General features: G+C 34.4%; 26 protein-coding genes. 7 read left to right on the top strand and 19 right to left on the bottom strand.

The window, feature by feature from the left end:
* Positions 1-39 precede the first annotated feature (39 nt).
* The 7 genes from arsA to JOC75_RS11120 form a co-directional block, all read right to left on the bottom strand.
* The gene (gene arsA, locus JOC75_RS11090) at positions 40-1,812 is read right to left on the bottom strand and encodes an arsenical pump-driving ATPase (protein ID WP_204954102.1); all 1,773 of its coding nucleotides are present in this window, start codon (positions 1,810-1,812) and stop codon (positions 40-42) included.
* A 48-nt stretch (positions 1,813-1,860) separates the two neighbouring features.
* Entirely contained in the window at positions 1,861-2,220 is a 360-nt protein-coding gene (arsD, locus tag JOC75_RS11095; protein WP_204954103.1) for an arsenite efflux transporter metallochaperone ArsD, read from the bottom strand.
* Positions 2,221-2,397: 177 nt separating this feature from the next.
* The gene (gene arsC, locus JOC75_RS11100; RefSeq protein ID WP_204954104.1) at positions 2,398-2,817 is read right to left on the bottom strand and encodes an arsenate reductase (thioredoxin); all 420 of its coding nucleotides are present in this window, start codon (positions 2,815-2,817) and stop codon (positions 2,398-2,400) included.
* A 24-nt stretch (positions 2,818-2,841) separates the two neighbouring features.
* A complete protein-coding gene (locus JOC75_RS11105) occupies positions 2,842-4,140 on the bottom strand; it encodes an arsenic transporter (RefSeq protein ID WP_204954105.1) in 1,299 nt (432 codons plus the stop codon).
* Between the two features lie 14 nt (positions 4,141-4,154).
* Positions 4,155-4,499 (bottom strand): ArsR/SmtB family transcription factor, encoded by a 345-nt coding sequence (locus JOC75_RS11110; RefSeq protein ID WP_204954106.1) that lies wholly within the window; start codon positions 4,497-4,499, stop codon positions 4,155-4,157.
* Positions 4,500-4,632: 133 nt separating this feature from the next.
* Complete coding sequence (locus tag JOC75_RS11115; protein WP_204954107.1) at positions 4,633-4,890, bottom strand: helix-turn-helix domain-containing protein; 258 nt, start codon at positions 4,888-4,890, stop codon at positions 4,633-4,635.
* A gap of 183 nt (positions 4,891-5,073) precedes the next feature.
* Positions 5,074-6,480 carry an FAD-dependent oxidoreductase gene (locus JOC75_RS11120; protein WP_204954108.1) on the bottom strand — a complete coding sequence of 469 codons (1,407 nt, stop codon included), beginning with the start codon at positions 6,478-6,480 and terminating at the stop codon, positions 5,074-5,076.
* Between the two features lie 308 nt (positions 6,481-6,788).
* Between JOC75_RS11120 and sigZ the strand changes: the two genes are divergently transcribed.
* From sigZ to JOC75_RS11140, 4 genes are all read left to right on the top strand, one after another.
* Positions 6,789-7,361, top strand: a complete 573-nt coding sequence (gene sigZ, locus JOC75_RS11125) for an RNA polymerase sigma factor SigZ (RefSeq protein ID WP_204954109.1) — start codon at positions 6,789-6,791, stop codon at positions 7,359-7,361.
* Between the two features lie 114 nt (positions 7,362-7,475).
* Entirely contained in the window at positions 7,476-8,732 is a 1,257-nt protein-coding gene (locus JOC75_RS11130) for a voltage-gated chloride channel family protein (RefSeq protein ID WP_204954110.1), read from the top strand.
* Between the two features lie 159 nt (positions 8,733-8,891).
* Complete coding sequence (locus tag JOC75_RS11135) at positions 8,892-10,187, top strand: APC family permease (RefSeq protein WP_204954111.1); 1,296 nt, start codon at positions 8,892-8,894, stop codon at positions 10,185-10,187.
* A 163-nt stretch (positions 10,188-10,350) separates the two neighbouring features.
* Entirely contained in the window at positions 10,351-10,515 is a 165-nt protein-coding gene (locus tag JOC75_RS11140; protein WP_204954112.1) for a YjcZ family sporulation protein, read from the top strand.
* A 124-nt stretch (positions 10,516-10,639) separates the two neighbouring features.
* Here JOC75_RS11140 and JOC75_RS11145 read toward each other — a convergent pair whose 3' ends face one another.
* Positions 10,640-12,055 (bottom strand): SpoVR family protein, encoded by a 1,416-nt coding sequence (locus JOC75_RS11145; RefSeq protein WP_204954113.1) that lies wholly within the window; start codon positions 12,053-12,055, stop codon positions 10,640-10,642.
* A gap of 97 nt (positions 12,056-12,152) precedes the next feature.
* Positions 12,153-13,370 carry an NO-inducible flavohemoprotein gene (gene hmpA, locus JOC75_RS11150; protein WP_204954114.1) on the bottom strand — a complete coding sequence of 406 codons (1,218 nt, stop codon included), beginning with the start codon at positions 13,368-13,370 and terminating at the stop codon, positions 12,153-12,155.
* A 216-nt stretch (positions 13,371-13,586) separates the two neighbouring features.
* Between hmpA and JOC75_RS11155 the strand changes: the two genes are divergently transcribed.
* The gene (locus tag JOC75_RS11155) at positions 13,587-14,039 is read left to right on the top strand and encodes an RrF2 family transcriptional regulator (protein WP_204954115.1); all 453 of its coding nucleotides are present in this window, start codon (positions 13,587-13,589) and stop codon (positions 14,037-14,039) included.
* A 173-nt stretch (positions 14,040-14,212) separates the two neighbouring features.
* Here the strand turns inward: JOC75_RS11155 and JOC75_RS11160 are convergent, their stop codons facing one another.
* Positions 14,213-14,563 carry a DUF3889 domain-containing protein gene (locus tag JOC75_RS11160; protein WP_204954116.1) on the bottom strand — a complete coding sequence of 117 codons (351 nt, stop codon included), beginning with the start codon at positions 14,561-14,563 and terminating at the stop codon, positions 14,213-14,215.
* Positions 14,564-14,700: 137 nt separating this feature from the next.
* A complete protein-coding gene (locus tag JOC75_RS11165) occupies positions 14,701-15,681 on the bottom strand; it encodes a M14 family zinc carboxypeptidase (RefSeq protein ID WP_204954117.1) in 981 nt (326 codons plus the stop codon).
* 160 nt (positions 15,682-15,841) lie between these two features.
* On the opposite strand from JOC75_RS11165, the gene JOC75_RS11170 reads away from it, so the two are divergent.
* The gene (locus JOC75_RS11170; protein ID WP_146949609.1) at positions 15,842-16,084 is read left to right on the top strand and encodes a YhdB family protein; all 243 of its coding nucleotides are present in this window, start codon (positions 15,842-15,844) and stop codon (positions 16,082-16,084) included.
* 51 nt (positions 16,085-16,135) lie between these two features.
* Here JOC75_RS11170 and JOC75_RS11175 read toward each other — a convergent pair whose 3' ends face one another.
* The 8 genes from JOC75_RS11175 to JOC75_RS11210 all read right to left on the bottom strand — a co-directional run bounded on the left by JOC75_RS11175 (position 16,136) and on the right by JOC75_RS11210 (position 24,773).
* The gene (locus JOC75_RS11175) at positions 16,136-16,666 is read right to left on the bottom strand and encodes an NADPH-dependent FMN reductase (RefSeq protein ID WP_204954118.1); all 531 of its coding nucleotides are present in this window, start codon (positions 16,664-16,666) and stop codon (positions 16,136-16,138) included.
* Between the two features lie 7 nt (positions 16,667-16,673).
* The gene (locus JOC75_RS11180; protein WP_239589401.1) at positions 16,674-17,333 is read right to left on the bottom strand and encodes a response regulator; all 660 of its coding nucleotides are present in this window, start codon (positions 17,331-17,333) and stop codon (positions 16,674-16,676) included.
* A 5-nt stretch (positions 17,334-17,338) separates the two neighbouring features.
* Positions 17,339-18,472 (bottom strand): GAF domain-containing sensor histidine kinase, encoded by a 1,134-nt coding sequence (locus tag JOC75_RS11185; protein WP_420828030.1) that lies wholly within the window; start codon positions 18,470-18,472, stop codon positions 17,339-17,341.
* 230 nt (positions 18,473-18,702) lie between these two features.
* Complete coding sequence (locus JOC75_RS11190) at positions 18,703-19,143, bottom strand: hypothetical protein (RefSeq protein ID WP_239589402.1); 441 nt, start codon at positions 19,141-19,143, stop codon at positions 18,703-18,705.
* A 279-nt stretch (positions 19,144-19,422) separates the two neighbouring features.
* A complete protein-coding gene (locus JOC75_RS11195) occupies positions 19,423-21,168 on the bottom strand; it encodes a phospho-sugar mutase (RefSeq protein WP_204954119.1) in 1,746 nt (581 codons plus the stop codon).
* A 523-nt stretch (positions 21,169-21,691) separates the two neighbouring features.
* Positions 21,692-23,236, bottom strand: coding sequence for a bifunctional GNAT family N-acetyltransferase/carbon-nitrogen hydrolase family protein (locus JOC75_RS11200; RefSeq protein ID WP_204954120.1), 1,545 nt, complete (start codon positions 23,234-23,236; stop codon positions 21,692-21,694).
* A 199-nt stretch (positions 23,237-23,435) separates the two neighbouring features.
* Positions 23,436-24,092 (bottom strand): HAD family hydrolase, encoded by a 657-nt coding sequence (locus JOC75_RS11205; RefSeq protein ID WP_204954121.1) that lies wholly within the window; start codon positions 24,090-24,092, stop codon positions 23,436-23,438.
* A gap of 255 nt (positions 24,093-24,347) precedes the next feature.
* Positions 24,348-24,773 carry a CBS domain-containing protein gene (locus tag JOC75_RS11210; RefSeq protein ID WP_204954122.1) on the bottom strand — a complete coding sequence of 142 codons (426 nt, stop codon included), beginning with the start codon at positions 24,771-24,773 and terminating at the stop codon, positions 24,348-24,350.
* 232 nt (positions 24,774-25,005) lie between these two features.
* Here JOC75_RS11210 and JOC75_RS11215 point away from each other — a divergent pair, with 232 nt between their 5' ends.
* Positions 25,006-25,437, top strand: a complete 432-nt coding sequence (locus JOC75_RS11215; RefSeq protein ID WP_204954123.1) for a disulfide oxidoreductase — start codon at positions 25,006-25,008, stop codon at positions 25,435-25,437.

The following is a 25,437-nucleotide window of genomic DNA, read 5'->3' on the forward strand; positions in this document are numbered from 1 at the left end:
ATATTTATCCTCCAAGTCTTTTTTAGGACCGTAATGATCCTAAAGCTCTACATACTCTTTTATTTTTTCATAACCAATTTTCTCTTCAGCTATCCAAGGAATGATTGCAGATTGTGCAGCTAATTCATTTTTCACTTTATCTATCCAGGCTTTTTCTGCATTAGCTCGTCCTAGTAGAATCTGATCTTTTGTTTTAGTTGCATATAGACTTTGATTAATAACCCACCATTTTGGCTCTATGTTAGCTCGTTTTAAATCTTCTTGAAGTCTTGCAGCTTCTAAGACAGGTGTTGCTTCTGCTAAAGTAACAATCACAACACTTGTTTCATTTTGATTTCTCAATCTAGGAAGTAATGATTTCACACTGTGAGGCACATCACCAGTAGATCGAGCAAGCTCCTTATGATAGTTTTGTGCAGAATCTAATAGTAATAATGTGTGTCCTGTAGGTGCAGTATCAATCACAACAATTTCATCTTCTGACTTTGCAACAACTTCAGCGAATGCTCTGAAAACAGCAATTTCATCAGTACAAGGAGAATTTAGATCTTCTTGTAAATAAGCTATCTCTTCATCATCAAGCTCATCACTTACCTTTGATAGAACTTCCCTTTTATACTGTTCAACAACCTCTACTGGATTAATCTCACTTATTGTTAAATTATTATTATAATTTTCTTCTGTAAACATATTCTGAATATGTGATGCAGGATCTGTTGTTGTTAAATGAACTTTATGACCTTTCTCTACAAGTCCAACAGCAAGTACTGATGCAACCGTAGTTTTTCCTACACCACCTTTGCCCATCGTGAATATGATCCTTTTGTTTGTCGTCGATAGATCATTAATTACGTCATTTAATTTTTGCATTGAAATTTCTTTATGAATATCATTTACTTCGTCTTCCACAATGAATTCATTAGAAAATAAATAACGAAGATTTTCAATACCTGTTAATGAGTAAGAAACAAAAGGTACTTCGAATATCGGCAGCTGTTTTAGCTCCTTAGGAATATGTTTTAATGCTGCTTGTTGACGCTGAAAAAATGAGGAAGATACAGCATCATCTGAAACTGATGTTTGCAATACACCGTTCATAATCAGAATTTGATTATTTATCCCAATTCCCCGTAACTCTGTAGATGCACGATTTGCTTCATTTATTGAGGAAATCTCTGGCCTTGATACTAAACATAATGTTGTTTGTTTTGTATCTGATAGCACTTTAACTGTTCTTAAATATAAATCCTTTTTCTCTCCTAAACCTGATAAAGGTCCTAAGCACGAAGCTCCGTGTGTACTTTCTTCCAAAAATCCAGTCCATGCAGTTGGGAGTTGTAGTAACCTTAAAGTGTGCCCTGTTGGCGCCGTATCAAAAATGATTGTGTCATAATCACTTATAGTTGAGGAGTCAGCTAAAAGATTTGTAAATTCATTGAAAGCGGCTATTTCAACTGTACATGCTCCAGAAAGTTGTTCTTCCATTGTAGCGACAACTGCATCAGGTAGTTTCCCACGATATGGTCCAACAACATTTTCTCGATATTTTCTCGCAGCTTCTTCCGGATCTAAATTACATGCATAAAGATTCTCTACTGATTTCACTTGTTTAGGTGTATTTGTTAAAGTCATCTCTAACACATCTTGTAAATTAGAGGCGGGATCTGTACTTACTAATAACACCTTTTTGCCTTCATCAGCTAAAGCAACAGCAGAAGCACATGCAGTAGAGGTTTTTCCTACTCCACCTTTTCCTGTAAAAAATAAAAATGGTGTTTTAATATAATTGGTTGGATTATAGGATGTAAACATTGTTATCCCTTCTTCCTAATTCAGAAAATATCGTGCACTCTTCTTTATCTACAATTGCTTTAAATCAATTGTTAATCGTACCGTTGGCTTTTGCTGTAATTCTTCTGATTTTACCCCAAACCATTCTGATAGCTCTTTGTTAGTTGGATATGTACCGCTTTTTTTTATTTCATCATTAACCAAAACAACCGGTAGGGCATCTGGACCTTTTTCAGTAAGAATTTTTGTTATTTCACTATTATTGGTAAAAGCATCTGGTTCACTTGTAAGATTATATCTTTTAATATTAAAGCCCTTTTTTCCAAGTGAATATACCGCAGAAGCTACACGTGTTAATTCTGGATCAACGCTTGGTCCGCAAACACCAGTTGAACAACACATTGCAGGATCAAATATCTCTACTTTCATATGTTACAGCTCCTTACGAAATAAATTTGTTTGTTATAAAGTAGTTGCTTAAACATTGTTGTTTTTTAAGATTCTACTGAAGCTTTTAGAAAAAAACACTATATAAAGAGAAAGCCGAGAGAATTTCTCACGGCATGATTGTGACTTATTTATTATCTATTGCTTAAACTATGATACTCACTCGCCAGTTTTAGCAAAACGTTCAATTCTCTCTCCAATTTCATCACGTACTCTTTGGAAGAATGCCCACTTTTCTTCTTCTGAACCTTCAGCTTTTGCTGGGTCATCAAAGCCCCAGTGTACTCTTTTAATGTGAGCAGGTGTTACTGGGCAATTGTCTGCTGCGTGGCCACATAAAGTCACAATTAAATCTGCATTGTTAAGAATTTCTTGATCAATCACATCTGAAGTTTGGTTTGAAATATCAATTCCTGTTTCGTTCATTGCTTTTACTGCATTAGGATTTAACCCATGTGCTTCAAGTCCTGCACTTTTCACTTCCCATTCGTTACCTAAATGCTTTTTAGCCCAACCCTCTGCCATTTGGCTTCTGCAAGAATTTCCAGTACAAAGAAAATAAATTGTTTTTTTAGACATGATAATTGCTCCTTTTAAATTAAATTAATGAATTATAAGTAACCAAATATATAAACCAACAAGTGTAATAAACAAAGTCGGAATGGTTAAAACAAGACCTGTTTTAAAATAAGTACCCCATGAGATTTTAACACCTTTCAATGAGAGTACATGCAGCCATAATAATGTTGCAAGTGATCCAATTGGAGTGATTTTCGGTCCCAAATCAGAACCAATTACATTAGCATAAATCAGTGCTTCTCTTATGACTCCTGATGTATTTGTATCAGAGATGGCAAGTGCATCAATCATAACTGTTGGCATATTGTTCATCACTGATGAAAGAATGGCCGCAATAAATCCCATACCAATTGTTGCTGCAAATAGACCTTGATCTGCTGTAGCTTGGATAACATCTGCTAAAACATCTGTTAATCCTACATTTCGCAAGCTATAAACAACTACATACATACCTATTGAGAAAAAGACAATTGCCCAAGGTGCACCCTTTATGACAGTTTTCGTGTTAACTGCAGAACTTCTCTTCGCCATAAATAAGAAGAAAATTGCAACTATACCTGCAATAATTGAAACAGGAATTCCAATAAATTCACTAGCAAAATAACCGATAAGCAATATCCCTAAAACAAACCAAGATAATTTAAACATCTTTTCATCACGAATTGCTTCTACTGGTTTCTTTAGCTGTGATAAATCATAATTTTTTGGAATACTTTTACGGAAAAAGAGCAGTAGAACTAAAATACTTGCTCCTAATGAGAAAAAGTTAGGAATAATCATTCTTGATGCAAATTCAACAAAACCTATACCAAAAAAGTCAGCAGAAACGATGTTAACAAGGTTACTAACAACTAATGGTAGTGATGTTGTATCGGCAATAAATCCACTTGCAATAATGAATGGGAATACCATTTTTTCACTAAAGTTAAGATTTCTTACCATTGCCAATACAATCGGTGTAAGAATTAAAGCTGCACCATCATTTGCAAAAAATGCTGCCACAACCGCTCCTAAAAGACTTACATAAATAAACATCTTAACTCCATTACCTTTTGCCGCTCGTGCCATGTGTAAAGCAGACCATTCAAAAAAACCAATTTCATCTAGTATTAGTGAAATAATAATAATGGCAATAAAAGCTAGTGTTGCGTTCCAAACGATTGATGTTACATCAATCACATCATTAAAATCTACTACACCTACAAGAAGAGCTACTATTGCTCCTCCACATGCAGACCAACCGATCGACAACCCTTTAGGCTGCCAAATCACTAGTGTAAGTGTGAGTAAGAAGATAACAGATGCTAGTATTACTGATGTCATGTTATACCCTCCATTTATTCACACGAAATACGTAAACCTTGAGCTTCCAATTCCTTAATTCGATAATCTTGATTAGGAAGATGCTGTAATAAATTTTGTACAAGTGGATAATAGTCACTATTTTTATTCAGCGAGTAGATAATCCATTGTCCTCTTCTTGTTTCTTTTACAATTCCTGCATCTTTTAATTTTCTAATATGCTGACTAATGGCGGGCTGACTTGCTTTAAAAACCTCAACAAATTCACACACACAACAATCATTAGAATCTAGCATCTTCACCATGGTTAATCTTGTTTTATCTCCTAAGAGCTTTAAAATTGTTGCAGCTTTTTCTATCTCTATTAGTGCTCCAGACATTTGTTCCCCCCCTTTTATTTATCTGTAAATCACTATATAACAATATACTTATATATTCAATGCTATTATATTCATTTATCTTTTATTTATTTTCCCCCACTAATTTGAATTCTATCCGAGACTCTATCAAACTCTAACTTAATTCTGTTATACATTCGTTTTGGTCTTCTTCACACCATATATACTTTTTCACCTCAAAAGGATTCATTTGAAAAACATTGGCTAAACGTTCAATAAAATCATCACTAGGATGAAGCTGACCATTTTCAAGCTTCTCTATCATACGAAGCTCTGTTTCTGTTAGTAGAGATAATTCTTCTAGTGTAATACTCATCTTTTCTCTATACTCTTTCATTTTATTTTCATATCCTACACAAGGTTTTTTTGACATTAGAATCTCCCTCACTTAAGTAAACTTATATATAACCATTTGCTTATATATTAATTTACTTATATGCAGTTTACAAGAACATTTATGTAAAGATTATGTAAAAATTCTTTTGAATTTCCCCTCATGCGAAAAATAAATAAAAGATCGATGAACATCAATCACCAATCCCTTATTTACAATAGTTCAACTACAGCATGAATTATTATTAATTTCTTTCGGGTTAATTTGTACACAGCTAATTGATTCAGATGATTCAACACTTTTAGTTGTTGTACAACTTTCATTTCGGTTATTTACTGTCTCTTCGCCACAGCAATCGACTAACCCAACACTACACACACCTGTTTTCGGAAGCTCTAATTTCACATCTACTGCACCTTGAAAATCTCCAGTGAGATACGCAACAACTGAACGAACCTGCTCATATCCTGTTGCCAGTAGAAAAGTTGGTGCACGTCCATAGCTTTTCATTCCAACAATGTAAAAGTTTTTTTCAAAATGTCTTAGTTCTTTTTCGCCATGAGGTCGCACTGTTCCACAGCTGTGGATATTTGGATCAATTAATGGTGCAAGCTCATAAGAACTTTCAATAGCAGAGTCTATGTTCAAACGTACTTCTCTCAAAAAAGAGAAATCTGGTCTTGATCCCGTAGCAGAAATCACTTTATCAATACCTTCAATCACTACTATCTTATCTTTTACTACTCCCTTAACATTGACTTTTTCATTATGTTTGTGTAAATCAATAATTTGATAATCAGTAAAAGTAGAAATAGTATTCGTGTTAATTAATTTTTCAACCCTACTCCCTAACTTCCCTCTTGCAGCTAATTGATCATTCTCTTTACCTCCATATACCTCTTCCACATTTGCTTTTCGAATAGCCCAAAGAATTTCTGTTTGTGGATGTTCTTCTTTTAGTTTCGCTAACTCAAGAAGAATATTTATAGAAGAATGACCACTTCCAACAACTAAAACTTTCTTACCTGCATACCTTTCTTTTTCTCTTTTCAATTCAGGTATACCATAATAAATATGCTCCCTTGCATTTATTTCATTTTTTGTAAAAATTCCATTTGAAGCAACTGGATTAGGATTGGACCACGTTCCAGTAGCATCAATCACTGCTTTAACTTCATAGTTTGATATATATTCTTCACTTTCCACATAAATAATAAATGGTACATTTTCTCTGTTTGAAGATTTTACTTTATCCAATCCTTTTTTACCTACACCAATTACCTTTGCATTTAAAATCAAGCTCTTGTTTATTTCGGGGATATCACTTAAAGGTGTTAAATAGTTTTCCACCAATTCTCTTCCTGTTGGTAATTGAGTTAAATCAGGTGCTATCCAACCACTCTTCTTCAACAGCTTTTCCGCTTCTTTATCTATATTGTATTGCCAAGGAGAAAACATTTTAACGCTTCCCCACTTTAGTACACTGTGACCAACAGAATTGCCTGCTTCAAAAAGGAGTACCTTTTCACCTTTTCTAATAAGATGCGCCGCTGCAGCTAAACCTACTGGCCCTGCGCCAATAATAGCAACAGGCAGTTTATTTTGATCTTTTTCAAATGTAATTTCCATCATAAATCCCTCCAATTGTTTATCTATCTAGGCTCTTTTCTGAAAGATTGTTGCTAACTTGTCTAATTACATGTTAAAAACAGTGTTTTTACCGAATAAAATTCTCTAGCACAATAGAAAAGATGCCACTAGACTGTATACATTGCTGTCTCTTAAAGTTACTAAAAGCAAGCAACAAAGTTTACAAAAACAGCTCTTATCTATTAAGACTTCTTTTTTTCTAAAAGGACGCAAAAAATTCTAAAATAAAAACAGATTCGATATAATGAAATAAAATACACGATTTGTCATATAGGGAGAAAATTATGATGGAGCAAAATTTGATTTGGTCTCAATTCAATGACTCATTATTTCGATTTATTTCAGGAAAAGTCGCTACCACACAAGATGCGGAAGACATACTCCAAAACGTCTTCATCAAAATCCATACACAGCTATCGAGTGTGAAAGATGAAGAAAAAATTCAAGCATGGATCTTTAAAGTTGCTCGAAATGAAATTGTAGATTTTTATAAAAAAAGAGAAAAAGACATTCGTGAAAACCCGAATGCCCTTTTAGAATTTTCGCGAAACACAGATAATTCTACTCTCGATTACGATGAAAACCTAAATCAGCTTGTATCGTCATGGCTGTTGGAAATGACAGAGTCCCTCCCAAATCATTATAAAGAAGCATTACTTTATACCGATTTTTACAATCATACTCAAAAAGAGCTCGCAGAAAAACTAGGCATCTCATTATCAGGAGCTAAATCACGAGTTCAACGAGGACGAGCAAAATTAAAAGATATTTTATTAGAATGCTGTACGATTGAATTAGATAAAACAGGAAATGTGATAAACTATACAAAAAACCTAAGAGATTGTTCATGTGAATCCTAGAAAAAGCGCAAGACACCTTGAGCTATACACCAAAACTAAGTGCAGTTTTTTTGCTTTAGTGGCCACTTTAGTTATCGTTTCTCTTTTGTTTTGTATATATTGAAAGGATACAACATGCACACGATCAAAAACGTTCTTAAAAATCAGATACACGTACATTTATTGTTATACATGATCAAATGGACTATATTAGCTGGATTTGTAGGTATTCTAGCTGGATCTGCTTCAGCTCTTTTCCTAGTTAGTTTAGAATGGGCAGCCCAAACAAGAGAAGCTTATTCATGGTTGTTATTTTTACTTCCAATTGGTGGGATGCTTGTTAGCTTTCTTTATTGGAAATATGGATTAAACTCCGCAAAAGGAAATAACTTAATCATTGAACAAGCAACTGGTGCAAAGGAAAGCATTCCATTTCGTATGGCACCATTAGTATTATTTGGCACAATTGTCACACACTTATTTGGTGGATCTGCTGGGCGAGAAGGTACAGCAGTTCAAATGGGTGGAGCATTTTCTGAATTAGTTGGGAAGCTATTTAAATTAGATGCAGTTGACCGGAAAATAATCATTATCTGTGGAATCAGCAGTGGCTTTGGCTCTGTCTTCGGTACACCTTTAGCAGGCACTGTATTCGGATTAGAAGTATTAGCTTTAGGGTTGATTAAGCATGAAGCTATTTTCCCTGCCTTTGTCGCAGCTTTTGTTGGAGATTTTGTCACAACAGCATGGGGAGTTGGTCATCACCATTATGACATCGGGGCTATTCCTACACTATCCATTCTTTTGCTATTAAAAATAATCCTTGCCAGCATTCTTTTCGGCTTAACAAGTACATTATTTTCACAGCTAACACATTGGTTAAAAAAGCAATACACTAAAATTTTCCCAAACCCTATGATTAAAAGCTTTGTTGGTGGACTTGTTATTATAGCCCTCGTCTACCTAATTGGCACTCGTAAATATCTTGGCTTAGGGCTTCCACTTATTGATGATGCATTCGAAGGGAATGTTTCGCCTTTAACTTTTATCACAAAGCTACTTTTCACCTCGCTAACTCTTGGTGCGGGATATCAGGGTGGTGAAGTAACCCCTTTATTTGCTATAGGTTCCACACTTGGAAGTGTCCTTGGTGAGTACCTGCATGTATCAATTCCCTTTTTAGCGGCCTTAGGCTTTATCGGTGTTTTTTGTGGAGCCACAAACACGCCAATAGCATGCTTTATTATGGGAATCGAGCTTTTTGGTTCTGAAGCAAGTCTCTATTTATTTCTTGTTTGTATTATTAGCTATTTATTTTCAGGACACACAGGAATTTATACTTCTCAACAAATAGGTGTTTCAAAAGGAAAGCTACCGCACAACTCACCCTGAGAAAATCACAAGGTTAACTAATATTAAATGAGTACTACCTTCAAAATTTTGTTGAAGGTAGTTTTTTTTCTTTAATCTTTTTTCGTAACCATCTAGTATGTTATAAATTTCACGGATCGGGTAAATTAGCTAGTAAATGAAATAAAGGAGTTTTAAACAATGCCAGATTACAAGAAAAACAGTATATCACTTATTGGAGCTGTAGGGCTTGGGACTGGTGTAATGATAAGTGCGGGTATTTTTGCGCTTCTTGGACAAGTCGCAGAGCTGGCAGGCTCTTGGTTTCCCCTCATTTTCATTATAGGAAGTATTGTGACAGCTTTTAGCGCTTATTCTTATGTGAAGATGAGTCAGGAATATCCTTCAGCAGGTGGAATTGGAATGTTTCTAGTTAAAGCATATGGAAAAGGTACAATCACTGCATCTGCAGCTTTAATGATGGCTATATCTATGATCATTAATCAAAGTCTTGTCGCAAGGACATTTGGTACATACACACTACAATTATTTGATGGTACACAGACGCAGTGGCTAGTCCCTTTACTTGGTGTAGGGTTAATCGTTATTTCATTTCTCATCAATATATCTGGAAACACTTTTATTCAAACATTCACCTCAATTGCCTCATTGATTAAAATTATTGGATTATCTAGTATGGCAATTGCGGGAATTATGGTTGCCGATTTTGCATTCACAATTCCTAATAAAGGTAGTAACCCTCCTGATATAGGAATTGCCAGCTCAATTGCAGCCATTGCATTAACCATCCTTGCCTTTAAGGGATTTACTACAATTACTAATAGTGGGGAAGAGATTACGAAGCCGAAGAAAAATGTTGGACGTGCTATTACAATCTCTATTTTAATCAGTCTTTCTGTTTATCTATTACTTGCATGGGCCGTATCAAGTAATTTAACATTATCTGAAATTATTAATGCTAAAGATTATGCACTCGCTGAAGCTGCAAGACCAGCCTTTGGAGATTTTGGAGTGTGGTTTACTGTGATTCTTGCTATTATCGCAACGATCACAGGAATAATTGCAAGTGTATTTGCTGTTTCACGAATGCTTGCGATGCTAACTGAAATGAAGCTAATACCACACAAGCATTTTCATATGCCAGGCTCTATTCAAAAGCATACTCTTGTTTATACAGTTGTATTAGCTATAGTCTTAACTGTATCCTTTAACTTAACTCGAATTGCTTCAATAGGTGCAATTCTCTATCTTGTTATGGATATCATGATTCACTGGGGAGTTTTTAAACACCTAAGAAACAAGGTCAATGCAAATCCCTTTATAGTCGTCTCAGCGATGGTCTTAGATCTTATCGTTCTCAGTGCTTTTCTTTGGGTGAAAGTTCAATCAGATATTGTTGTTGTAGTTGTAGCAATCCTTATGATTACTTTCATTTTTATTGGAGAATATGCTTTTTTGAAAAAAACCTCTGACTAACTTGGGTCTTAAGTAAAATCCAAAGACAACAATAATTCTCAGCATTTACTAAGATTATAGCTGGGCAGAAAACCAATTTCAGTTTAACTAGGCATTTGTACTGTCAATTTTCCATTTCCTTAATACTCTATTATTAATCCTACAAAAGAAAGGAGAATTATTTATGGGTTTAGGATATGGTAACTTTGGTGGTTATGGTGCAGGATTCGGTGGCTATGGTGCAGGTGGCTATGGCGCTGGTGTAGGCGGTTATGGCGCTGGTGGATCATTCGCGTTGATCGTCGTTTTATTCATTTTACTAATTATTGTCGGAGCAGCATTTGTTTAATGTCTAGCTTCTAACAATTTATTATTACTTTTAGCTGACTTGGTAGTGGGCTTCGATAGACCACTATCAAATCAGCTTTTTGTTTAATTTTAAAAAGCCACTGATATTCAGTGACCTCTCCGCACTATAAATATTTTCTAGAAACACTTTTTCCATCATATGAAAATAAAACAGCTTTATCCTCCAATACACTTTCCATGTGTACAGGTCTCCCCCAAAGCTGATACAAATAAGGAAGAACCTTTTCTAAATATTTAAGATCAAGCTCAATGTCCTCGAACCAATGCTTTAAATAAAGTTCATTGTTCTTTAAGTAATCTCCATCATTTACAGTAATATAAGGAAAACCACCGTTTACCCTCATACTAACAAGCTGATCTCGAACATTTTCCCATTCTTTATCTACTACTTTATAATCTCTTCCTTGTTTTTGGAATAAATACATATCTTCTCTCATTACAAGGTCTTTTGTTAAATAATTTCGAATGAAGGAGATATCAGATTCAACCTCACGAACCTCAAACATTTTCTCTCGACCAGATCCTGGTGTTGCTCCAAACATTTTCATTTCTTCAGTTGGGTTATTATATCGTTCTTCAATGTCCTCGAAGATTTTTAAACCTAAATAATAAGGATTAATACTTGTTTTCGAAGGCTGTACAACACCAGCATTAAGCTTAGCAAATTCAATGGATTCATCTGATGTTAAGTCAAGCTCACGAAGAATTCGTTGATGCCAGTACGAAGCCCAGCCTTCGTTCATGATTTTCGTTTCTAGCTGTGGCCAGAAATATAACATCTCTTCACGCATCATTGTTAAAATATCACGTTGCCAATCTTCTAGTTCACGACTATATTCTTCAATAAACAAAAGAATATCCTTTTCTGGTGTTGGTGGAAAATTACGTTTCTTCTTTTTAACTGTGTGCTGTGGTTTTTGTTTATCATCCAGCTTCCAAAGATCATCATAAGGAGTACTTGTTTTTTCTTCCATTTCCTCAAATTCAATATCATCAATTGTCCAAGAAAGCTTTGGGCGAACCAAGGACGGATCAATATGTTCTTGTATGGCAAGTACGGCATCTAAAAATGTCTCAACTTCCTGTCTGCCATATTGGATTTCATATTGTTTTATTCGTTCAGCAGTAGCTGACATGCTTTCAACCATTTCACGCTTTGTATTTCCAAATCGCGCATTATTCTTAAAGAAGTCACAGTGAGCTAAAACGTGGGCGACAATCAATTTATTTTGAATAAGAGAATTCGTATCAAGAAGAAATGCGTAGCAGGGATCTGAATTAATAACAAGTTCATATATTTTACTTAAACCTAAATCATATTGCAGCTTCATCTTATGAAATTGCTTCCCAAAACTCCAGTGTGAAAATCTTGTTGGCATCCCATAAGCACCAAATGTATAGATAATATCTGCAGGACAAATTTCATATCTCATAGGATAAAAATCAAGTCCAAAGCCAGTAGCAACCTCTGTTATTTCAGCAATTGCATATTCAAGAGCCTTTTGTTCAGATTCTTTCATGCTCTCCCCCCTAAGCTATTGTTATCCTAAATGTATGTGCTTAGGAGAGAAAAGATGAAAGGGTTTGTTTATATTTATTAAATTGCTAAATAAATTGTTAACTATTTTGTGTTTCTTTTAAATTTATTGAAGGTCCAAAAAATTCATAACGAATCGCTTCTTCGCTTACACCTAATGATTCTAATTGATCAATCATATTTTTCATAAATGGTGCTGGTCCGCAAATATAAAATGAATTTTCTTTATGGGCTATTTCGTTCTTAAACTTATTAAGATCTATTCTACCTTCAAAAATAGTTTCTTCTAGATCAGTATCAACTTGATCGTAATAGAAATACTGCCTACCATTTAACAATTTATTCAGTGTTTCTCCAACTTCTTGTTTAAAAGCATGAACGTTTGCACTTTTTGCTGCATGGATAAACGTTACAGGTCGCTTTGGCTGTTTCTCAGCAATATCGTTTAACATACTTACCATAGGAGTAATACCAACACCACCACTAATAAGATAAACTGGATTTTCATTGTTACTGTCTAAAACAAAGTCACCCGCTGGAGCTGTCAATTCAATTGTATCTCCTATATTCAATTGATCATGAAGAAAATTCGAGACAATACCTTCCTCGACAAGATCTTCACCACTTTCACGTTTAACAGAAATTCTTAGATAATCTTTACCTGGTGCATCTGATAAACTGTATTGGCGGTTTAATAAGTACGTTTCCCCTGTCATATTTAGACGAACTGTCACATACTGTCCTGGTTGATAGTATGGGATACTTGTTCCATCTTGAGCTTCTAGATAAAATGAAGTTATAATTGCACTTTCTTTTTCTTTTTTTACAATTTTAAAGTTTTTAAAACCTTCCCATGCAACCTCCTTAGTTGTTTCATACATCTCCTCTTCAACATCTATAAATACCTGTGCGATCACTCCATATGCCTCTCCCCATGCCTCTATAATCTCTGGAGTCGCAGCATCTCCCAATACATCTTTAATTGCTTTAAGTAGAAATTCCCCCACAATAGGATAATGTTCTTTTTTCACGTTTAAACTTCTATGCTTATGTGCAATTTGTTTGACAGCAGGAAGCAAGACCTCTAATTGATCTATGTGGGTTGCTGCTGCATAAACAGTATTGGCTAATGCAGTTTGTTGTCGACCTTTTTTCTGATTTACAGAATTAAAAATATTTAATAATTCAGGATGTGCTTCGAACATCGCTTTGTAAAAATACGTTGTGATTTCTGTTCCTCGTTCTGCTAAAACAGGTGCAGTTGATTTAACGATATCAATTGTTTTTTGAGAAAGCATTGGATCATCTCCTAAAGATGTATTTTAAATATATCTTTATAATAGAGTATGTGACAAATTAAAAGCAATATATAAAATACATCTTTAAAAAGTTGTCACATTTGATAACAGAAATTAAGATTTTAAAATAATATATGTTAAAATTAAGTGAAATTATCGTAAACTATGTTGCTAACCAGTTTTTATTAGAAGTCATTACTATGTGAGGTCCTATATATGCGTCTAACTTTATATACAGATTACTCTCTACGAGTTTTAGTTTTTTTGGCTACAAAACCAACAGAAGAGCTATCAAATATTAAAGAAATTGCCGAAACTTATAATATATCCAAAAACCATTTGATGAAAGTTACATATGAATTGGGAAAGATGAATATTATTGAAACTGTCAGAGGTCGAAATGGTGGCATTCGCTTAGCAATAACACCAGATAATATTAATATCGGTGAAGTTGTTCGACAAACTGAAGAAGATTTTCATATTGTGGAGTGTTTTGATGAAGAGCAAAACCAATGTATCATTTCTCCCGCTTGCGGACTAAAGCATGTTCTAAATAAAGCTCTACAAGCTTATTTAGCTGTATTAGATGAATATACATTAGCTGATTTAGTGAAAAACCAGTCTGCTTTATTATCCTACTTTTCAATCAATCAAGTGACTGAAAAGTAAAGAAAGCGAAACGCATAGGTCATCAACTGCCAAACTGGAGTAGATCGACTTGGTAAGCCAAGCCTTAACGAAAGTATATGTTCTGAAGTTTGATGTAGGGTAGATCTCAAGCTAAACAACTTTCAAAAAAAAGCAATAAGCTATGCCCTTTTACTAGCAGCTAGCTTATTGCTCTAAAAATCTCGCTCATTTCCCTCAGTCATTTTCACAGTAATGAGTTTTCCTGTTTTTGGATTAAATACCACACCAACACTTACTACAAAGATTTCTCCCTGTTTACTGGCTTTAATATGAAAAATATCCTTTGCCTCTTGCTCATTAACTTCCTCGCGTTTCACATATTTATAATCAACAAGCTCTGATTCTGGGTACTTTTCTTGTACTGATGAGATAGCAATTTTACTCCATTTTTTGTAATCTATATCATCACCATTATGTTCTCCATATGCTTTTATCCCCACTGATAAAATAAGAACAAAAGCAATACATGTGAAAATCAACTTAGATAGTGAGTTCAGCTTCATATAATCCTCCATTACCTTTTGCTATGGGTTTTTCATCTGATAATGACGTTTGTATAATCGGTCCTCAAAAATAGGATAAACGTATATGTCTACTTTTTGTTATTGATTATAACTTGCCCAACATTACGAGGCTTATCCTAATTATCCACATGTTTTTTTGCATACTCTGCTAAAATAAGACCTATTGTTTTATTTCTGTTCCATTCTTCATTAAAGATAGATAAGGGTGGATTTGTCTCCTTAACCAAGTAACTTAACTCAATTGTCATGGCAGGTTTCTGGTAGCATTGAATAAACCAATCTGTATATCCTCCTCCTACAGCATCGCTAGGAGGATAAGATATTTTATAGCCTGTCACGTCTGATACCATTTCAGCTAGTTGATAATCACGGTGTAGGTTTTCTACCTGATTATAGTAGTACCAGAAAATCTCACGGCCTGATGTATGATAAGCAATAGATGCTAAAGGCATTATTTCCTCTGTAAAAGTTAATAGTGATTTGGTCTCTTTTGCACTAAATGGATTTTCACCTTTATAGTGGGAATAAGAAGCATAATTTGAATCTCCTTTGATTGCTTCCCAGCCTGCTGGATATTGTCGATTAAGATCAACACCTACTCCATTAGCTTTCCATCTTTTAAAGTTGCTTTCACCATTATTCATAACCACATAAACTTCCTGTAATCCTAATGGCAAATGTTTTACACCTTTTTGCTGTATTGTCACTCCATCTGGATTCACCATAGGAACAAACCAAATGGAAACATGATCTAATATATTCAAGCTATGTCCATATAATGAATACTTCTTGTTATAAGCAGAGGCATACTCTTTTATCATTTCCATGATGATATGTGTTGTTAGCCATTCTCTTCCATGATGACTACCTGTGATTAGGACATTCTTTTTTCCCTTCCCTATTTTCACTGCAAAAATTTCACGACCTAGCTCAGATTGACCTATTGACTTCATTTCTAAATCATGTTTGTCTGAAAGCATGACCAAGTGATCCTTCATTTTTTCATATGTAAACATATCTGTTGTAGCTTTACTACATGTTGGATGATTTAAAAAAACCATGTACAAAACAATAAGAATTACCGGAATTTTTTTCATATTAGAAAATCCTTTTTTGTTTTTAGGTTTCCATTAAGACTAATTTTTATAAGGGTAAACACTTCCAAGCCTTTTATATCAACAAAACCAAGTTTTTCACAGTAAGATCAGGAACATTTCACACACACTAAGCATATCTCCTTAAGAAGGAGGGATTTTAATGGATAGCAGTGTGGATTATGACAAAGCTTTATATTACACTCATCGATCTCAGTGGGATAACCTACTCATATTAATGGTTCGCACAAAAGACGATTTCCTTTCAAAAAAAATTGAACAATTTCTTCATGCATATAACTTTGAGCATGACTATCAAGAGGTAGAAAAACAACTTTACTCCTTGTTACGATATATTGATCATGCTGTTGAACACCCAGAAATGGAGTATGTCCAACAAATATAAAAGTCTCAATAAAAAAGACTGACAATGGCTTAAAACCTTGTCAGTCTTTTCTTAGTTATGATTAATCTTCTGAAGTGCTTCTGAATAAATTGCTAGCTCTTCAACTAATTGATCGATAAGTAAGGCTGGATCCTCTAATACTTCTTTCTTATCATAGTCAAAACAATGTGGATCAAGAATTAATTGCTTTGCAATAGTATTTGCGTAAACACCACGCATAACCGTTCTCATATTGTTAAGAGCATTTATACCACCTTTACCTCCACCAGCAATAGCAATTAATCCTACTGGTTTATGTGCAAATTGATCACTACTTAAAAAATCTAATGCATTTTTTAAGGCACCGCTCATAGCATTATGATATTCAGGTGATAATAAGATGACAGAATCTGACTCACTAACCAACCTTTTTAATTCTTTAACATCCTTTAACTCACTTTGGCCTTCTTCACCATTGAACAGAGGAACTTCTCTTGTACTCAAATCAAACATTTCTGCATGATGCTTTTTGGCAATAAATGAAGCTGCCATTCTTGTTCTTCCTGTTTTTCGTGGACTTCCATTAATAACTAAAGTTTTCATAAAATATCTACTCCTTAGGTTCATTCTCGGTATATCCATTTTTCACTGCAAACAATGCTGCTTGTGTTCGATCTGAAAGCTGCAGCTTAGAAAGGATATTAGAAACATGGGTTTTCACTGTCTTTTCTGTAATAAATAGCGCAGCTGCTATCTCTTTATTGCTTTTCCCTTTGGCAAGCTCGTTTAAAACTTCTTTTTCACGCTTTGTCAAATCACTTAGCTTTGTGGTTTCTTGTTTTGAACCTAAAGAAAGATGTGTCATAACATGTGCAGTTACCTTCGGATGTAGTTTACTTTCTCCCTTTAAAACGTCTCGAATAGTTTGAACTAATTCATCTGGTTCAATATCTTTTAGTTGGTATCCAGAAGCACCGGCTCTAATAGCTGGGATAACATGATCTTGATCAGCATAACTCGTTAGAATAATGATTTTCACCTTATTATCTAGTTCTCGTATTGCCTTAGTAGCTTCAACACCATCCATTTTCGGCATAGATAAATCCATTAGTACTACATCAGGGTTTAATTCTGTTACCAAAGTTACTGCTTCCTGGCCATTTGTTGCTTCACCAACAATTTCGATATCTTTCTGCGTGTTTAAAAAGAATAGTAAGCCTCTTCGAACAACATGATGATCATCTGCAATTAGCACCTTTATCTTTGTCATGCTATCTACACTTCTTTCTGTAATGGAATGGTGATTGAAATAATTGTACCTGATCCAAGGCTGCTGCTAAGATTAAAGCTTCCATTAATCTTCTTTACACGCTCTTTCATACCTCTTAGACCCATTGAAGGCAGGTGTTTTTTTTCATCATAATGAAAGCCAATCCCCCCATCCTCAATAACCATTATGACGGTATAATTTTTACGAGAAATAGAAAGAAAAACCTCAGTCGTTTCAGCATGCTTTTTGCAGTTATTTAATGCTTCCTGGCCGATTCTCCACAGCTCTTCTTCAATATGACAGGGAAGTGTACATACTCCTTTTATATTTAACTCAGCTTTCAATCCAAGTACATTTGCATAATTTAATAACGCCGTGCCAATGCCATTTTCCAAGCCCTGTGGTCTAAGCTGCCAGATGAGTCCTTTCATTTCTGTTAGTGCCTCTTGTGAAAGCTCCTGAATATAAGAAAGCATATCTTTCACTTCATTTTCTATTGTCAATTCCTTAGTACCTCTTGCGGTTAACATGATTGAAAACAACAATTGATTAACAGAATCATGCAAATCTTGAGCAAGTCTATTTCTTTCTTCTATTAATGCATGTTTACGAGCTTTTTCTACAAGTTGAATTCTGTTAATAGCTGTTCCAATTTGAAATGCGACAGATTCTAATAAAGCAAGCTCTTCATCAGAGAAATGCTTTTTATTTGGGGAGGCAATATTTAGCAAACCAAACTTCTCATTGCCAGCTTGTAAAGGAACAGTAGCATGATGTGTAATTCCATTTGTTTCTCCCCAATTATTCTTAATGGCAGCTTCTATTCTTTTGCAATTTATAATATTTGCTGCTCTATTTAATCGATCATCATGATAACGATCAATACACCAGCATCCACCTTTACACATAACTATTTTTTTATTCCAAGAGAGACCAGCTGGCAAATTATATGCAGCAGCTAATTCATACTCACCTTGTTTATCGATTAAGAATACCCAGCCTGTGTGAAGCTCAGTAAGCTTCAATAATTCACACAAAACATCCTTAAGCATTTCTTTTACATCTGTTGCTTCATTTAATTTCTCTGCAATCACTTTAAGTGTAGTTAATTCATGAATCCGGTTATCTTTCATCATTATTCCATTCCCCTACAATAGCTTTATCCATATTATAACAAGTATATGCTTGATAAAGCCTTCTCTATCTGAATGAAATTTCCTACGACTTATGGAGTAGATTTTCTTTTTAGAGACAATTGAGGTCTTTAAAATCAATCGTATGACAAAATAAAAAACACTTCTAAGAAATAAGTGTTTTTTCTAACAAGCTATAACTTAAGTAGATCTACCATTACTTAACAACTTTATTATTAATGTAACCTGTAACTAATAAATACAATGACAATATCAATTAAAAATAGATAAAATTGATTCATTCCTTTATCAAAGCTTAATAAACCTAGATAATCTTCTATAGAGGCAAAGCCAAATGCAAAGATTGCACTAAGTACCAATGTATACAAATAAAAATTTTTGTTACGATTTGTACAATATTGATACATAAGTAGAAATCCAACAGGTAAAGCAGATGCCGTCATACTAAGTGCATAGGGAAATATCGGGGTCAGAAAATATGTATGTACAAATAAGCCAAGCCTTTCTAGTGCAATTTCAAAATACGTCCATAGTATATGAACTGTGTACCCAAAGAAAAAAAGTTCAAATATTCTTTTTCTATCCACTAAAAAATAAAGAATAATTAACGGAAAAAGCAATAATGCAACAACCGTCCAAAACTGCCAGGTTCCCATATGTGAATAACTATCCCAGTAAGAAGAAATTAATGAATTTAGTTCTTCCTTTTTAGAATCTATCTTATCCCAATATTCACTGTATTCAATAAAGACGTCCTCCTAAAATGTTCGACATCGTTACAGTTAGTATTTCCAGTAACAGCATTACAATACAAATTCCACAAGAGCTTAACGTTGCTGTCTAGAGCCTTTGATCCATTGAAAGGCTCTTACTAAATACAAAAAAGCCGAACAAATTGATTTGTTCGACCTCGACATAGCTTTGTTTTTTTACATTTACTTGCTTAAAGCTGCAATTAGTTCATTTACTTTATCCATTACACCAGCTTCTAATGCTGCTAATTGTTCTTCACTTTGCTGTAACGTATCGCTGTTAACTCCAAAGTAGAATTTTGCTTTAGGTTCTGTACCAGATGGACGTACACAGAACCATGAATGATCTTCAAGAATATATTTTAAAACATTTGATCCTGGTAAATCGATTGTTTCTTTCGTTCCAGCAACAATATCTTGACGTTCACTAGTGTGATAATCTTCAATGGCTACGATTTTTTTACCGGCTATATCTGTCGGCGGATTACTTCTAAAAGATTGAAGAATGCTTTGTATCTGTTCTGCACCTTCTTTTCCTTTTAAAGTTAAAGATTGTAAGCCTTCTTTGTAATAGCCATATTCTTTAAAAATTTCTAGCAAGCCCTGATACAAAGTAAGTCCCTTACTTTTATAATAAGCTGCAACCTCAACTGATAATAAAGCTGCTTGTACAGCATCCTTATCACGAGCAAAATCACCAATCAAGTAACCATAGCTTTCTTCATAACCAAATTGGAATTCGTATTGACCAGTTCTTTCGTACTCATTGATTTTTTCTCCAATGAACTTAAATCCTGTTAAAGTATCGATCGTATCTAGGTCAAATGAGCTTGCAATATCTCTACCAATTTCCGATGTAACAATTGTTTTGAGTACTACACCATTATTAGGTAGTGTTCCTTTTGCTTTCTTCTCAGAAAGAATGTAATGAAGAAGTAATGCACCTGTTTGATTACCTGTTAACACTACATATTCTCCATCATTATTCTTCACAGCCACACCAAGACGATCTGCATCAGGATCTGTTCCAATTAGCACATCGGCATCGATTTCTTTGCCATCGCGTATCGCTAAAGTAAAGGCATCATGCTCCTCAGGGTTAGGTGATTTGACTGTAGAAAAATTTGGATCTGGAAGCTCCTGTTCTTTAACAACTGTTATATTTTTATAACCAAGTGCATCTAAGCCTAAACGTACAGGCTTGTTAGCTGTTCCATGTAAAGGTGTGAAAACAACCTTAATGTCTACCTCATTTGATAGATTAGGGTTCACTGAAATTGTTTTTAGCTTTTCAGTATATGCCTTGTCAATTTCTTCACCAATGATTTTAATTAAACCTTTTTCTTTTAATGAAGCTTCGTCTTCAACTTCTATTAGCAGCTCGTCTTCAACCTTGCCTACGTATGAAATAACAGTATCAGCTGCTGCAGGAGGCAATTGCCCTCCATCTTCTCCATATACTTTATAACCGTTATATTCCGGTGGATTATGACTTGCTGTTATGACAATCCCTGAAAAACCATTTAAGTGACGGACAGCAAATGAAAGCTCTGGTGTTGGACGAAGCTCTTCAAATACATATGTCTGAATTCCATGGGAAGCAATTGTTTTTGCTGCTTCCATCGCAAATTCCGGTGATTTATGACGTGAATCATAAGCAATAACAACTCCACGTTTTTTCGCTTCTTCACCGAAAGAATCTATGTATGAAGCCAATCCTTCTGAAGCTTTACGAACAGTGTATGTATTCATTCGGTTTGTACCTGGTCCTATTTCTCCACGCATACCACCTGTACCGAATTCTAATTCTTTATAAAAGCAATCTTCGAGTAATTTTTCATTACCTTCCATTTCATCTAGCAAACCTTTTAATTCTTGATCTAATTCCTTTTCATTAATCCAACGTTGATAGCTTTTTTTCCAGCTCATATTTACCTCCAAGGAGTGATTTTTCAGCAAATTTCTATAATAAATACCACCCTTATTTTAGCATATATTAGGTTCTACCACAGTAATGATTTTCTACAAAATAAGCTAAGGCTGATGCAAGGTAATACATAATTCTCATGCAATGTTATTTTACAACAATATTTATTAAACATACTCATATGATGTATTGAATTGATAGTAAAGGACTATTTTTTTAATATATTTCATGATTCGACTTTGGATGTGAAGGTGTTATGACTTTTTTTAAAAAAGCTCTGTTAATTTTGTTGTTAATTTTCCGTTACAGGCATTCGCTTTCCCGGGAAAAAAGTACCTTTTTTCCTAGGTCCGGGAGCCTCCTCGTAAGCTGCGCGCCTGCGGGGTCTCCCTTTGACACGCTTCTCTAAGCAGGAGTCTCATGCCTTTCACTTCAATCACAAAGTACAAAAAATTAACATTAAGCTTTAACATAGCCATAAAAACAAAAAAGCTGACTCTTAACTCCAAGTCAGCTTTTGATCTATTACTGTTCCTTTTTATATCTAATAGAGTAGATATCTCTTCTACGATCCTTCAATTGATTCACTGTACCAGATTGACGTTGACGTCTTAGTATTTCTAAATCAACATCTCCAATAATCACCATTTCAATGTTAGGATTACACTCTCCTACGATTCCATCTCTTGCAAACTCAAAATCAGATGGAGCAAAGATAGCAGATTGAGCATATTGAATATCCATATTTTCTGTTTGCGGTAAATTACCAACTGTTCCAGCTATAACTGTATAAATTTGATTTTCAACTGCACGGGCTTGAGCACAGTAACGAACACGTAAGTAGCCTTGACGATCTTCTGTACAAAATGGTGTAAAGATAATTTTAGCACCTTTGTCTGTAGCTATACGTGCAAGCTCAGGAAATTCAATATCATAACAAATTTGGATGGCTATCTTTCCACAATCTGTATTAAATACCTTTACTTGATCACCACGGCTAATTCCCCACCATTTTCTTTCATTTGGTGTGATATGAAGCTTATATTGCTTTTCAATTGTTCCATCTCTTCGGAATAAGTAAGCAATATTATAAATTTGCCCCTCTTCCTCAACAACATGTGATCCACCAATAATGTTAACATTGTAACGTACTGCTAGCTCTGTAAATAATTCGATATAATCCTCAGTGAACTCTGTTAAGCGCTGAATAGCTTTACTTGGGACCTTTTCATCGAGAAATGACATAAGCTGAGTTGTGAAAATTTCGGGAAATACAGCAAAGTCAGAGCCCGCATCAGAAGCAACATCAGTATAGTACTCCACCTGTTTAGCGAATTCTTCAAACGAAGAAATCTGCTTCATCATATACTGAACAACACAAATACGAACAGGGTAAGATGTTTTGTAAAAACGTTTTGTATTAGGTTGGTAATCTACATTATTCCATTCCATAAGTGTTGCATATTGATATGATGCCATATCATCAGATAAATAATTTGGGTTAATTCTCATTAAAGTGAACTCATTAAGTAGCTGGAAGGAAAGAACCGGATCATATACTTTATGTAATGAAACCTGTTGTACATATTCTCTAGGAGATAATTCATCTGCATATTTATAATAGTTAGGAATACGACCTCCAATGATAATACTTTTCAAATTCATTCTTCTAGCAAAATCTTTCCTCGCTTCATATAAACGGTGGCCAATTTTCATTCGACGATAATTTGGATGTACCATAACCTCAATACCGTACATATTATAACCATCTGGATCATGGTTAGTGATGTAACCATTGTCGGTAATATCATCCCAAGTATGACGATCATCATATTCATCGAAATTAACTAAAAGACTAGAACATGAACCAATAATCTTTCCTTCAAACTCTGCACAAAATTGCCCTTCTGGAAAATGCTCTAAGTGACTTTCCAAGTGGTCACGCTTCCACGGTGTCATTCCCGGAAAGCATTTTAATTGTAGCTTCAAAATCTCGTCAATATCTTTTTCTTGGATATTACGGATAATCATTTTCTTCTCAAATTTCGATAAGTCCAGTTTTTCAGACATTTTTACTAACTCCTTTAATCTAGATAGTTAAAGCTTCTTTTCTGAAAGATGTTGTCAAATCATTTAATTAGTTCTCTTGAGCAGTTTTTTCACTAAAAGATAACCTTTTAGTGAATAAGTGACTATAGATATATAGCACCTTATTTCAAGGTAGTTTATGCAAAGACAGCTATTAGTTAAAAAGGTATAATACCCTTTATTATTTATTTAAAACCATAACTAACTCCTTTAAATCCATATGAGCCATTGTTTCTAGTCGGTGCTCAACTTCACAAAAATCTAAATTCTTAGTTACTGAGTTAGGTACAATCACACATTTCATTCCTGCTCGTTTTGCCGCCAATGCCCCATTTGCTGAATCTTCGAATGCAATACATTCCTCAGGCTCAACATTCAAGCATTTTGCTGCTTCTACATAAAGTGCAGGATCCGGTTTTACTTGCTCCACATGATCTGAAGTACGAATGCATTCAAACTCATCTAACAAATTTAATCGTTTTAAATGTGTGGAAACCCATTTATAGCTAGAGCTGGATGCCAAACCTACTTTTAATCCTAGCTCTTTAGCCGTCATAATATAATCTATTACTCCCGGTCTTGCTTCTTCAAGATGAATTCGTTTTGTAAACCTTTCTTCTAGTTGTTTCTTAATACTGCTATGGTCAATTACTTTATTTGCTTGTTCTTCTAAATATGTATAAGGACTAAAATCAGACTTTGTTCCAATTACTTTTCCCCAAACACTTAATGGCAACTCACAATCATGCTCTTTAAAAATTTCTGATAACACTTCATATTCATGTGTTTCGGTATCTAAAATTAACCCATCAAAATCAAAGATAATAGCCTTGATCATTGTATACCATCTCCTCTTCCTACATTATACAAAACACGATCTTCTTTTTCACGTTTCCACCTTTGAAATCAAAAAGAGGTATGACATAATGTCACACCTCAAATGAGATATTTGCTCTTTGTTATCGTTTATTTGCTGTTTCTCATCATATATTTGCTGCTAAAGTTAATATATTTACTGTTTTCATTACTTTATTTGCTAATACCAGCAATATATTAGTTTTTCGACATTAAATGACAAAATCCAAAAACCTGCTTAAGAAGTTTTATTCGGTTCAGAAATGTTTGTTAATGCTACTCCTGCAGCATGATCGCTCATTTCATTAGTTGCTAAGTCTCCTAACGCAACAATACCTACTAATTGATTATTTTCAACAATTGGTAGACGACGAATTTGATGCTGTGCCATTATTTTCGCAGCTTCTTCAACTGACATAGACGTATGACCTGATACAAGATTTGTTGACATAACCTGTGATACAGGAGTTGAATTTTCTAACCCCTTTGCAGTTGTACGAAGAGTAATGTCTCTGTCTGTAATAATTCCTCTTAGCTGACCATTATCAACAACAGGAATTGAACCCACATTTGATTGCTCCATCAATGTCGCAGCTTCTTTAATTGTTTGTTGTGAAGATACTGTTGCAACATTAGTTGTCATACATTCTTGAATTGAATTCAATATAATCCTCTCCTTTCATAGTTAGTATGAACAGTTAAGGAAACTTTATAGATGTAATATTTCAAGCATTTGGTTTAAAAATTACCAAACACTTTATCAGTATTTCAGCCAAGTTTTAACTAAAAATAATTATAATGAAAAATCATCACAAGCTTGTCACAATCTATCTATTTTACAGGAGATTCAGGAAGGCTTATAATTTAAGGAAAATAATATGAGTGAGAGGTATACTATGTCGGTCTCTTTTAATAAAAGGGTAGAAAATTTACTATCCATTGGTTGGGTTGCTTCATTTATCGCAACATTAGGAAGCCTATATTTTTCTGAGGTAATGAAATTTACTCCATGTGATTTATGCTGGTACCAAAGAATTTTTATGTATCCTCTTGTGATTATCTTAGGGATAGGAGTTTTCAAAAAAGATGCTTCTATTGCGCTGTATACATTAATTCTTTCAGGAATTGGTGGGTGTATTTCACTTTACCACTATGGAGTTCAAAAGATAGATTTCGTAGAAGAAAACTCTATTTCTTGTGGGATTGTGCCATGTTCAGGTGAATATATCAATTGGCTTGGGTTTATTACAATACCTTTCTTAGCATTAACAGGATTCATTATTGTATTTGTAACAAGTTTATTAATTCTTAAGAAAGCAGGTAAATAA

Origin of the sequence: Metabacillus crassostreae (assembly GCF_016908395.1) — a bacterium.
GTDB lineage: Bacteria > Bacillota > Bacilli > Bacillales > Bacillaceae > Metabacillus > Metabacillus crassostreae.